At 62.6% G+C, this 11,743-nt stretch carries 9 protein-coding genes, 3 tRNA genes and 1 riboswitch; of the genes, 9 read left to right on the forward strand and 3 right to left on the reverse strand.

Annotated features, from left to right (window positions below; all coding sequences use genetic code 11):
• Positions 1-28: 28 nt before the first annotated feature.
• From DWX58_RS03170 to DWX58_RS03195, 6 genes are all read left to right on the forward strand, one after another.
• The gene (locus DWX58_RS03170) at positions 29-3,709 is read left to right on the forward strand and encodes a phosphoribosylformylglycinamidine synthase (RefSeq protein WP_118641567.1); all 3,681 of its coding nucleotides are present in this window, start codon (positions 29-31) and stop codon (positions 3,707-3,709) included.
• Positions 3,710-3,772: 63 nt separating this feature from the next.
• Positions 3,773-4,459, forward strand: coding sequence for a hydrolase (locus DWX58_RS03175; protein ID WP_118641568.1), 687 nt, complete (start codon positions 3,773-3,775; stop codon positions 4,457-4,459).
• 130 nt (positions 4,460-4,589) lie between these two features.
• The gene (locus tag DWX58_RS03180) at positions 4,590-4,817 is read left to right on the forward strand and encodes a phage-shock protein (protein ID WP_118641569.1); all 228 of its coding nucleotides are present in this window, start codon (positions 4,590-4,592) and stop codon (positions 4,815-4,817) included.
• 111 nt (positions 4,818-4,928) lie between these two features.
• Positions 4,929-5,005 (forward strand) — tRNA-Met (locus tag DWX58_RS03185).
• A 42-nt stretch (positions 5,006-5,047) separates the two neighbouring features.
• Positions 5,048-5,122 (forward strand) — tRNA-Glu (locus DWX58_RS03190).
• Positions 5,123-5,143: 21 nt separating this feature from the next.
• Positions 5,144-5,219, forward strand: a tRNA-Val gene (locus DWX58_RS03195).
• A 179-nt stretch (positions 5,220-5,398) separates the two neighbouring features.
• Here the strand turns inward: DWX58_RS03195 and DWX58_RS03200 are convergent.
• Together DWX58_RS03200 and DWX58_RS03205 are read right to left on the reverse strand one after the other, a co-directional pair.
• Complete coding sequence (locus DWX58_RS03200; protein ID WP_118641570.1) at positions 5,399-5,854, reverse strand: GNAT family N-acetyltransferase; 456 nt, start codon at positions 5,852-5,854, stop codon at positions 5,399-5,401.
• Between the two features lie 61 nt (positions 5,855-5,915).
• A complete protein-coding gene (locus DWX58_RS03205) occupies positions 5,916-6,587 on the reverse strand; it encodes an FCD domain-containing protein (protein WP_118641571.1) in 672 nt (223 codons plus the stop codon).
• A 152-nt stretch (positions 6,588-6,739) separates the two neighbouring features.
• On the opposite strand from DWX58_RS03205, the gene ilvD reads away from it, so the two are divergent.
• On the forward strand, positions 6,740-8,401 hold the full coding sequence (ilvD, locus tag DWX58_RS03210; RefSeq protein WP_118641572.1) for a dihydroxy-acid dehydratase: 1,662 nt from the start codon (positions 6,740-6,742) through the stop codon (positions 8,399-8,401).
• Between the two features lie 51 nt (positions 8,402-8,452).
• Here ilvD and DWX58_RS03215 read toward each other — a convergent pair whose 3' ends face one another.
• Positions 8,453-9,772: an MATE family efflux transporter gene (locus DWX58_RS03215; protein ID WP_118641966.1), complete on the reverse strand. Its 1,320-nt coding sequence runs from the start codon at positions 9,770-9,772 to the stop codon at positions 8,453-8,455.
• A 289-nt stretch (positions 9,773-10,061) separates the two neighbouring features.
• Positions 10,062-10,181: riboswitch (TPP riboswitch) on the forward strand.
• A 74-nt stretch (positions 10,182-10,255) separates the two neighbouring features.
• On the opposite strand from DWX58_RS03215, the gene DWX58_RS03220 reads away from it, so the two are divergent.
• On the forward strand, positions 10,256-10,867 hold the full coding sequence (locus DWX58_RS03220) for an energy-coupled thiamine transporter ThiT (protein ID WP_118641573.1): 612 nt from the start codon (positions 10,256-10,258) through the stop codon (positions 10,865-10,867).
• A gap of 34 nt (positions 10,868-10,901) precedes the next feature.
• Positions 10,902-11,711 (forward strand): HAD-IIB family hydrolase, encoded by an 810-nt coding sequence (locus DWX58_RS03225; RefSeq protein WP_118641574.1) that lies wholly within the window; start codon positions 10,902-10,904, stop codon positions 11,709-11,711.
• The last annotated feature ends 32 nt before the right edge of the window (positions 11,712-11,743 follow it).

The raw sequence follows: 11,743 nt of genomic DNA on the forward strand, positions 1-11,743 counted from the left end.
AGACGCAAGGAAGCGGAGGAAAAGGAAAATGAGTGTATTTCGCTGTTATTCCATGAAGAAGCCGGGCTATGACGTGGAGGCCCAGGGCCTTTGCAGCGCTCTGAAGGAGCAGCTGGGCATCGCCGGACTGGAGGGGATCACCATCCTCAACCGGTACGACGCTGACCAGATTGACCCCGCCGTCTACGAGCAGGCCAAGTCCATCGTCTTCTCCGAGCCCCAGGTGGACGCGGTTTATGACGAGACCTTCCCTGCCCCCCAGGGCAGCCACACCGTCCTGGCGGTGGAGGCCCTGCCGGGCCAGTTTGACCAGCGGGCCGATTCCTGTGCCCAGTGCATCCAGCTCATGGCCGGAGTGGACCGCCCCCTCATCGCCTACGCCAAGGTGTACATTCTGAAGGGTACCCTCACCGGGGAGGAGCTGGACAAAATCCGGGACTACCTCATTAACCCGGTGGAGAGCCGGGAGGCCTCCATGGACAAACCTGACACCCTGGTACGTACCCACACCATCCCCGACCATGTGGACACGGTGGCCGGCTTCACCACCCTGGACGAGGCGGGCCTTCAGGCGCTGCTGTCCTCCCTGGGCCTGGCCATGGACCTGGATGACCTGAAGTTCCTCCAGACCTACTTCCGGGACGAGGAGAAGCGGGACCCCACCATCACCGAGGTGCGGGTGGTGGACACCTACTGGTCCGACCACTGCCGCCACACCACCTTCTCCACCCATATCGACTCCGTGGAGCTCTCCGACGAGGCAGTGAAGGCCGCCTACCAGCGCTATCTGGACGGCCGTGTGGAGGTCTATGGGGAGGAGAAGGCCGCCGCGCGGCCCCAGACCCTCATGGACATCGCCACTCTGGGTACCAAGGTACTGAAAAAGCGGGGCCTGCTCCCCGAGCTGGACGAGAGCGAGGAGATCAACGCCTGCTCCATCCACGTCCCCGCCATGGTGGACGGCAAGGAGCAGGACTGGCTCCTCATGTTCAAGAACGAGACCCACAACCACCCCACCGAGATCGAGCCCTTCGGCGGCGCGGCCACCTGCATCGGCGGCTGCATCCGTGACCCCCTCTCCGGCCGCGTGTATGTCCACCAGGCCATGCGCGTCACCGGCGGCGGCGATCCCCGGGTGCCCTTTGCCCAGACCACCCCGGGCAAGCTGCCCCAGCGGAAGCTGGCCCAGACCGCCGCGGCGGGCTACTCCTCCTACGGTAACCAGATCGGCCTGGCCACCGGCCATGTGGCCGAGGTCTACCACGAGGGCTACATCGCCAAGCGCCTGGAGTGCGGTGCGGTAGTGGGTGCGGCTCCTGCCGACCATGTGCGCCGTGAGGTACCCGCCCCCGGTGACGTGGTCATCCTGCTGGGCGGCCGCACCGGCCGTGACGGCATCGGCGGCGCCACCGGCTCCTCCAAGAGCCACAACATGAAGTCCCTCACCACCATGGCTTCCGAGGTCCAGAAGGGCAACGCCCCCGAGGAGCGGAAGATCCAGCGGCTGTTCCGCAACGGCGAGGTCACCCGCCTCATCAAGCGCTGCAACGACTTCGGCGCCGGCGGCGTCAGCGTGGCCATTGGCGAGCTGGCCGACGGCCTGGAGATTGAGCTGGACGCCGTGCGCAAGAAGTACGACGGTCTGGACGGCACGGAGCTTGCCATCTCCGAGAGCCAGGAGCGTATGGCTGTGGTAGTGGCCCCCGAGGACGCGGACAAGTTCATTGCCGCCGCCGAGGCGGAGAACCTGGAGGCCTACCGGGTGGCCGTGGTCACCGAGAGCCCCCGCATGGTCATGCACTGGAAGGGCCAGAAGATTGCCGATTTGTCCCGTGCCTTTCTGAACACCAACGGCGCGGTGAAGCACGCCCGCGTGGAGGTGGCGGACACCGACCGTTCTTCCCTGAACAAGGCTTCCGCCTCCTCCCTGAAGGAGATGGCTGCCAGCCTGAAGTGCGCCTCCCGCCGGGGCCTTACCGAGCGCTTTGACGGCTCCATCGGCGCCGCCAGCGTGCTGATGCCCTTCGGCGGTGCAGCCCAGCGCACCCCCGCCCAGGCCATGGCCGCCCTCTTCCCCGTGGAGCCCGGCCAGGAGACCGACCAGGCCAGCGTCATGGCCTGGGGCTTCGACCCGGAGCGCATGAGCGTGGACCCCTACACCGGCGCCCACGAGTCGGTGTACGTCTCCATGGCCAAGATTGTGGCCGCCGGCGCCGACTACCAGAAGGCCTACCTCACCTTCCAGGAGTTCTTTGAGAAGCTTCGGGACGAGCCCCAGCGCTGGGGCAAGCCCTTTGCCGCCCTGCTGGGCGGCCTGGACGCCCAGCTGGAGCTGGGTGCCGCCGCCATCGGCGGCAAGGACTCCATGTCCGGCTCCTTCCTGGACAAGGACGTGCCCCCCACCCTCATCTCCTTTGCCATCGCCCCCCTGAAGGCGGGCGAGGTCCTCTCCCCCGAGTTCAAGGCCGGGGAGCACCCGGTCTACCTGTTCCGCTCCCAGGATACCAAGAGCGCCTGGTCCGCCTTCCACGCCCTGTGTCAGGCCGGCAAGGTGAAGGCCGCCTGGGCAGTGGAGAACGGTCTCGGTGAAGCCGTCATGAACATGTCTTTCGGCAACTCCATCGGCTTCCAGGCCGGTCTGGAGGATGTGGACTGGTATGTGGCCATGCCCGGCGCCATTGTGGCCGAGCTGAGCGAGGAAGTGAACGACCCCTGCGCCGTCCGCATCGGTGAGACCACCAAGGCTCCCTTCGTGGCCCTCCCCGGCGAGGCCGTCTCCATTGAGGAGCTCCAGAATCTCAACGACGGCGTGCTGGAAAAGGTCTATGCCACCCGGGCCGGCGGCTCCGAGGCCGTGGAGCCCATCTCCTGGGACAAGCGCTCCATCGCCGTGTGCAAGAACAAGGTGGCCCGGCCCAAGGCGGTCATCCCCGTCTTCCCCGGCACCAACTGCGAGTACGACACCGCCAAGGCCTGTCTCCGCGCGGGCATTGAGCCGGAGATCATCGTGGTCCGCAACCTGACCACCGACTTCCTGTCCCAGGCCGCCCAGGCCCTGGAGAAGGCCATCCGCTCCGCCCAGATGATGGTGCTGCCCGGCGGCTTCTCCGGCGGCGACGAGCCCGAGGGTTCCGGCAAGTTCATTGCCTCCTTCCTCCGCTCCCCCGCCCTCAGCGACGCCATCATGGACCTGCTGAAGAACCGTGATGGCCTGATGCTGGGCATCTGCAACGGCTTCCAGGCCCTCATCAAGCTGGGTCTGGTGCCCTATGGCGAGATCCGTCCCATGGACGGCGACTGCCCCACTCTGACCTACAACCTCATCGGCCGTCACCAGAGCCGGTATGTCACCACCCGGGTGGCCTCCGTCCAGTCCCCCTGGATGCTGAAGTCCAATGTGGGTGACCTCCACACGGTGCCCATCTCCCACGGCGAGGGCCGCTTCGTCGCTCCCGCCCAGGTAGTGGCGGACCTCATCGCCAATGGCCAGGTGGCCACCCAGTACGTAGACCTGGAGGGCAAGCCCTCCATGGACATCGACGTCAACCCCAACGGCTCCATGGAGGCCATCGAGGGCATCTTCTCCCCCGACGGCCGGGTCTTCGGCAAGATGGGCCACTCCGAGCGCCGCGGTCCCTATGTGGGCGTCAACATCCCCGGCGAGAAGCACCAGCCCCTCTTTGAGTCGGGCGCCCTGTACTTCCGTTAAGGGTCCCTTTCCCGTCCCCTTCCGCCCCCGCCGGCGCTGCCGGCACCAGAAAAGGAGCTACCGATGGATCACATTCCGGAATATCGCGGGACGCTTCGCAGCCATCTGCTGGACATCCCCCGCGTCATCAACCAGTGCTCAGGCATCCGTATTTTCGGGCGGAAAATCCGCTCCCTGGTCTTTTCCACTGACGTGGCAATCATCAAAAATGTAAACGCCGACGCCATCATTGCCGTCTATCCCTTCACCCCCCAGCCCGCCATCACCCAGGCCATTATCAATGTGGCCGACGTCCCCGTCTTTGCCGGGGTGGGGGGCGGCACCACCAACGGGGCTCGCTCGGTGCGGCTGGCCGCCTACGCCGAGCACCAGGGGGCTTACGGCGTGGTGGTCAACGCCCCCATCGGCGATGAGACCATTTTCCAGATCAAACAGGTGGTAGATATCCCTGTCATTGCCACCATCGTCTCGGTGGAGATGGACATCGGCCGGCGCATTGCCTCGGGTGCGGACATTCTCAACGTGTCGGGTGCGGCCAAAACCCCCGAAATTGTGGCCGCCATCCGAAAGGACTTCCCCAACATCCCCATCATCGCCACGGGCGGTCCCACCGACGAGGACATCCAGCGCACCATCGACGCAGGTGCCAACGCCATCACCTACACGCCGCCCACCAACGGCGCTCTGTTTGCCAAAATGATGCGGGATTATCGGGCCCGGTTTGACCCCAAGGACGACTCCGCTACATAATTGCTTCTGGGAGGGACTTCGCAAAGCGAGGTCCCTCCCCTTCATCTTTTATGAAATTTTAATCTTTTCCCCCGGGGGTTTTAAGAATCGTCTGCTATACTGGCTCCACCCTGATAGGAGGAAACCTGATATGCTGTCTCTTCTTGCCCTGTCCCTGATCTGCCTCATTGCCCTGCCCGTCTTTCTTTTGGGCATGGTGCTGCTGAGCGTCCCCTTTCTGGTCATTATGGCCATACTGCCCTGGCTTCTCCGGATCATTGCGGTGGTTCTGCTTCTTCGCGCCCTGCTGGATCAGCCCTTCCAGTTCTCCAGTCTGCTTCCTGCCGCCATCGCTTTCCTGCTTTCCCTGGTGCTCTAATGGCCCTTTTCTGCCCCTGGCAGAAAAATTCAAAAAAAGAAAAAAATTTGTATTGACAATTGGGACAAGATCCGCTATACTAACTCTTGCCCTGTTTGAGACGGGCGAAACGGCGGCATAGCTCAGTTGGCTAGAGCACGCGGTTCATACCCGCGGTGTCACTGGTTCGAATCCAGTTGCCGCTACCACTTCAAGGAACGGGTCATCGATCCGATTTCATAGATAGAAACGGCCCGGTGGTCAAGCGGTTAAGACTCCGCCCTTTCACGGCGGCAACACGGGTTCGAGTCCCGTCCGGGTCACCACTTCGCCGATTTCTCCAATATGGAGGCATAGCTCAGCTGGTAGAGCGTCCGCCTCACACGCGGAAGGTCACAGATTCGAGTTCTGTTGTCTCCACCAGAAAAAAGCCACGTCAATGACGTGGCTTTTTTCCTTTCCTTTTTCGTTTTGAATTTACCACGGTGGGCGACCGTCTCCAGAGCGCAAGTCAAAGATGCTGATACCACCCCTGCAAAAAAGCAGCCACACAGAATTGTGCGGCTGCTTTTTCTCTTCCTTTTTGAACCAGACTGCCGTCCTCAGGCATCTCTCTGCGCCGCTTCCAGAACCATGACCTTTTCCCCCTTGGTATCCAGCTCTCCATTAAATTGGAAGCCGTAGTTCTGATACAAGGCAATGGCCATTTCATTCTCTTCATACACGCTCAGATAAATATCTTCAGCGGAGTACTGGTCCCGAATCAATGCAAGGATCTGCTCCATTGCGCTTCTGGCATACCCCCGCCCCTGATAGCGCCGGTCAATCAGCAGCCGGTCAAACCATACCCGGGCGCGGCCGTTCTCCCGGATTCGCCCGTACATGGCAAACCCCACCATGGTCTCCCCCTCCCAGATGCCCACCGGCCTCCAGTCGCTGAGCTGGTCCGCCTCCTCCAGGCACTCTCTGACCGGTTCAATATAGCCGCTCTGGTGGGGGTGTACCTCCAGGGCCTCCGCAATGGGCCGGTCCTGCTGTGTAACGGGAGCAATTCTCATGCTTCTCCGGTCTCCTTTCCTGCTTGATTGCGCAAGCCGTCCCGACATTTGGCCGGGCTCCTTATTCAAGCCCCATCTCCTCCATGGCGTGAAGCATGTGGATGGCCATGGCGTGCTCCGCACCGGCCTCGTCCCGGCGGCGGAAAAAGTTCATGAGCAGGGCGTGGTCCTGCAGGGTGGCCTGGGCCAGAGCCTCTGCATGCTCTCCGGTGGAGATGGCTTCCTCCACACCCTGGCTGATGGTGGGCAGCAGGCGCATCATAAACTCGTTGTGGGTGGCCCGGACAATAGCGGCGTGGAAGGCCCGGTCCGCCCGGGTGCGGTCCCGCCCCTCCCGTATGCACCGCTCCACCGCAGCTCCCTTGTCCAGAATATCCGCCAGCTCCTCCGGCCCCGCCCGTCGGCAGGCCAGCCGGGCGGCCTGGGGCTCAAAGATAGCCCGCAGCTCAAAGAGATCCCGCAGCCGTCCCTTCACCTGCTGCAGCTTTCCAAAGTCCGGGCCGCCCTCCGCCGCGCCCAGGGCTACAAAGGTACCCTTTCCCCGGCGCACCTCCAAAATTCCCTGGGCGGTGAGATCCCGGATAGCCTCCCGCAGGGTGGCCCGGCTCACCCCCAGCTGCCGGGCCAGCTCCACCTCGTTGGGCAGCTTGTCCCCCGGCGCCATGGAATCCTCCACGGTAATCTTGCTGTACAGCCGCCGGGCAGTCTGTTCTCTCAGGTTGGTCTTATCCATGGGACACCTCTTCGCCCCGCCCTCCGGCGGATTTTTTCGGAAAAGAGCCCCAGCGGCCCTTGACATCCTTTTCTCTATCCTATACTATGTAGTCAGACAATGCAAGAGAAATCAGACAACTGATTTTGGATTTTTGTGAGGAGGTACTTCCCATGCGCAGTGATGTTGTGAAAAAAGGCATCCCCGCCGCCCCTAACCGCTCGTTGCTCTACGCCCTTGGCTACACAAAGGAGGAGCTGGAGCGGCCCCTCATCGGCGTGGTGTGCTCCTATAATGAAATTGTTCCCGGCCACATGAATCTGGACAAGATTGCCGAGGCGGTGAAGGCGGGTATCCGGGCCGCAGGCGGCACTCCCGTGGAGTTCCCCGCCATTGCCGTGTGCGACGGCATTGCCATGGGCCACGTGGGCATGAAGTACTCCCTGGTCACCCGGGACCTCATTGCCGACTCCACCGAGGCCATGGCCATGGCCCACCAGTTTGACGGCTTGGTGATGATCCCCAACTGCGACAAGAACGTCCCCGGCCTTCTCATGGCCGCCGCCCGGGTGAACATCCCCACCATCTTCGTCTCCGGCGGCCCCATGCTGGCGGGAACCCTGAACAGCGGCCGGCGCACCTGCCTCTCCCACATGTTCGAGGCGGTGGGCGCCTACTACGCCGGCAAGCTGGACGAGGAGGGCGTGGAAGAGTACGAGCAGAACGCCTGCCCCACCTGTGGCTCCTGCTCCGGCATGTACACCGCCAACTCCATGAACTGTCTCACCGAGGCCATCGGCATGGCCCTCCGGGGCAACGGCACCATCCCTGCCGTCTACTCCGCCCGTCTGCGCCTTGCAAAGCACGCCGGCATGCAGATCATGAAGCTGGTGGAGCAGAACATCCGCCCCCGGGACATCATGACCGAGGCGGCCTTCCACAACGCCGAGACCATCGACATGGCTCTGGGCTGCTCCACCAATACCATGCTCCACCTGCCCGCCATCGCCCACGAGTGCGGCATTGAGCTCTCCTTCGACATGGCCAACGAGATCTCCGACAAGACCCCCAACCTGTGCCACCTGGCCCCTGCGGGCGACACCTACATGGAGGACCTGGAGCGGGCCGGCGGCGTATATGCTGTCATGGCGGAGCTCACCAAGGCCGGTCTGCTGGACACCAGCCTCATGACCTGCACCGGGAAGACCATCGCGGAGAACCTGGCGGGCGTAGTCAACCGTAACCCTGAGATCATCCGTCCCATTGAGAATCCCTACTCCAAGACCGGCGGCATCGCCGTCCTCAAGGGCAACCTGGCTCCCGACGGCTGCGTGGTGAAGCAGTCCGCCGTAGCCCCCGAGATGATGGTCCACGAGGGTCCCGCCCGGGTCTTCAACTCCGAGGAGGAGGCCATCGAGGCCATCTACGCCGGCAAGATTGTCTCCGGTGACGTGGTGGTCATCCGCTACGAGGGTCCCAAGGGCGGCCCCGGCATGCGGGAGATGCTTAACCCCACCTCCGCCATTGCGGGCATGGGCCTGGACAAGGAGGTGGCCCTCATCACTGACGGCCGCTTCTCCGGCGCCACCCGCGGCGCCTCCATCGGCCACGTCTCCCCCGAGGCGGCCTCCGGCGGCCCCATCGGCCTGGTGGAGGAGAGCGACATCATCGCCATCGACATTCCCAACCACGCCATCACCCTGAAGGTGTCCGACGAGGAACTGGCCGCCCGGAAGGCCAAGTGGGTCTGCCCCGAGCCCAAGATCAAGACGGGCTATCTGGCCCGGTACGCCAAGCTGGTGTCCTCCGCTGACCGGGGCGCTGTGCTGGATTAACAAAAACCCGCCTGCCGCAGATGCGGCAGGCGGGTTTTCTTGCATTGAGGCTCAGGACTTCTCTTTGGGCGGCGCAGGCAGCAGCTTCTTCCGCCGGGAGAGGAACAGGGTGAGGGTGGTGGCAGAGGCCAGGAAATCGGCGATGGGCTCGGCGGCGTAGATGCCCATGACGCTGCCCGTCACCCGGGGCAGGACAATGGCCAGAGGCACCAGCAGGATGACCTTCCGTAGCAGAGCCAGGAACAGGCTGGTGCGGGCCTGACCCAGAGCCATGAAGGTGGTCTGGCAGGCCATCTGGGCACCGAAGGCCCAGATACCGCCGAAGAAGATGGGCATGACCTTTCCTACCAGCTCTACCAGCTCGGCGTTGTTGTTGAAGAGCCGGGCCAGGGTCTCGGGGAAAAAGGAGACAATGAGGAAGGCGGAGATGGTCACCGTCAGGGTGACAGTCAGCAGACGCTTGAAGGTGTCCCGCACCCGGCGGTAGTTGCCTGCTCCGTAGTTGTAGCTCATGATGGGCTGTACACCCTGAGTGATGCCCTGGGTGGGCATGACGATCATCTGCATCACCGACTGGAGGATGGTCATGGAACCCACATAGAGGTCGTTGCCGAAGGTCTGAAGGCCGGTGTTGAGCACCACCGTCACCAGACTCTCCGTGGACTGCATAATGAAGGGGGCCACGCCCAGGCCGGCAATTCGGCCCGCTGTCTTGGCCCGCAGGCGCAGGTTCTCTTTGCGGATGCGCAGGCCGGAGCGGTGGGAGCAGAGGAAGAAAAAGACCCACGCCGCACTCACCGCTTGGGAAAAGACCGTGGCAATGGCGGCTCCCCGTACCCCCAGATTCAGCCCGAAAATCAGGATGGGATCCAGGACAATGTTCAAAACGGCTCCGATGAGCACGCTGAGCATGGCCACAGTGGCCTTTCCCTGGGCGCTGATGAAGGTGTTGAGGCCCAGGGCCAGCTGGACAAACAGGGTACCCAGCAGGTAGATGCTGATATAGTCCAGGCCGTAGCCGACCGTTTCCTCCGAGGCGCCGAAGGCCATGAGCAGGGGTTCTTTGAAGATGCTGAAGGAGACGGTAAGCACAACTGCCGCGCACAGCAGCATGGTCAGGGAGTTGCCCAGGATCCGCTCCGCCTCCTCCCGCTCTCCCGCTCCCAGGCGGATGGAGGCCAGGGGCGCACCGCCTTGTCCCGCGAAGGCGGCAAAGGCGGAAATCAGCATAATGATGGGAAAGGTGACACCCACACCGGTGAGGGCTGTCTGGCCCACCACGGGAATGTGGCCGATGTAGATCCGGTCCACAATGTTGTAGAGCATGTTGATGACCTGGGCTGCCACGGCGGGCAGGGCCAGCTTGAGCATCAAAGGACCGATGGGTGCGCTGGCCAGCGCCTGCTCTCCCTTGTAGGACGGTTGTGCCACAAAACACCACTCCTTCCAGAGAATATTTAAACAGTATAGCACCAATCTGCCGCCGGGGCAAGGGGATGCCGTCCGGCGCGGAGCCGCCGCACCGGGTTCGCCCATCGCCGCTGCGGAGGACCACAAAGAATGAGTTTCCAGACGTGCCGGGCTTGCCCGGCCGGTTTCCTTCTTTCCCCTGCACTTGACAAATACCGGGGAAATACATAAAATAGTTGCGACCGCAGACAATCGAACACAGGGGCGCTGGGAGCTGTTCCCGGCTGAGATGCAGAGGCGACGACGCCGCCTCCGGTCCCTTAAACCTGATCCGGGTAATGCCGGCGTAGGAAGTGGACGAGTTTTTTATACCTTCGTTTCGTCCGTGTACCGCACCGCACCCGTTTGGATGTGTGCGGTACATCATTTTAGGAGGAAACGACTATGTCAAACCAAGCCACCCCATCTGTCTCTGTCCGTCAGCATCGGAAGGTGCACCGTATGGTGGAGAGCGCGGTGATGCTGGCCATCGCTTTGGTGCTCTCTCTGTTCCCCTTCTCCAGCCCCTGGGCCCTGGGCGGCGGCATCACTGTGTGTTCCATGCTGCCCCTGGTGATTCTCTCCTGGCGGTATGGATGTCTGTGGGGCACCTTTGCCGCCTTTGTCTACGGACTGCTCCAGATGATTCTGGGCATCCAGAACGTGCAGTACGCCGACAGTGTGGGAACCGCGGTACTGATTATTCTCTTTGACTATGTATTTGCTTTCTCGGTCATCGGTTTTGCCGCCCTATTTAAGGGCCGGCTGGGCCGTCCCCGGCTGGAGCTGGTGCTGGGCATTGTGGTCACCTTCCTGGTGCGCCTGGGCTGCCACTATGTCTCCGGCGTGGTGGTGTGGGAGGTACTGTGGCCCAACGAATTGGGCTGGGCCGCCCCCATCTGGTCCATCGCCTACAACGCAAGCTATATGATCCCTGAAATTATCATCACCAGCCTGGTGGCCTCCCTCAGCTACGGCCCCCTGGCGCGGTACTATCAGGGGCAGGATTTGATGTAACCCCCTCCGGGCAGAGGGGAGGAAGGGAGCTTCTATGGGAAAATTTGACGGTGTGCTGCTGGCCAGCGACTTTGACGACACCCTGTACGGCGCAAACCGCCAGATCCCCTCCCGCAACCTGGAGGCCCTCCGTTACTTTGTAAACCAGGGCGGCCGCTTCACCGTGGCCACCGGCCGGGCGTACCGCACTTTCGCCCCCTACGCCCACCTCGCCCCCATCAACGCCCCGGTGGTGCTGTCCAACGGTTCGGCCCTCTATGACTTTGAGCGGGATATCATGCTGGAGCAGACGTTCCTTCCCGAACGCTCGGTCCGGGATTTTGCCCAGCTGCTGGAACAGTTCCCCTCCCTGGGCGTGGAGAGCTATCATGGGGAGGACATCTACGTCTGGAACCCCAACTATATCACCGACGCCCACATGAAAAAGGTGGGCACCGACTATACCCTCTGTCCCCTGGAGCAGATGCCCCTGCCCTGGACCAAAGCCATGGTTCAGGAGGAAAATCCGGTGCTTCTTCAGGCCCAATCCTGGTTCCTGGAGCACTACGGAGCGGACTACGAGGCCATTTTCTCCAATCAGTACTATCTGGAGATCACCGCCAAGGGGAGCACCAAGGGCGGTATGACCGCCCTGCTGGCCCGGAAGCTGGGCATTGACCCCGCCCACATCTACTGCGTGGGGGACAACCAGAACGACATCCCCATGCTGGAGCTGTCCGCCATCCCCTTTGCCCCCTCCAACTGTGCCCAGGAGGTGAAGGACTGGGGCGCTCAAATCCTGTGCTCCTGCGAAGAAGGCGTCATGGGGGACATTGTGGACATTCTGGACAAGCGATACCAATAAGAAAAACGCGCTTCGGAGCAAGCTCTCCGAAG

This window comes from Pseudoflavonifractor sp. AF19-9AC, from assembly GCF_003478995.1.
Taxonomy (GTDB): domain Bacteria; phylum Bacillota; class Clostridia; order Oscillospirales; family Oscillospiraceae; genus Lawsonibacter.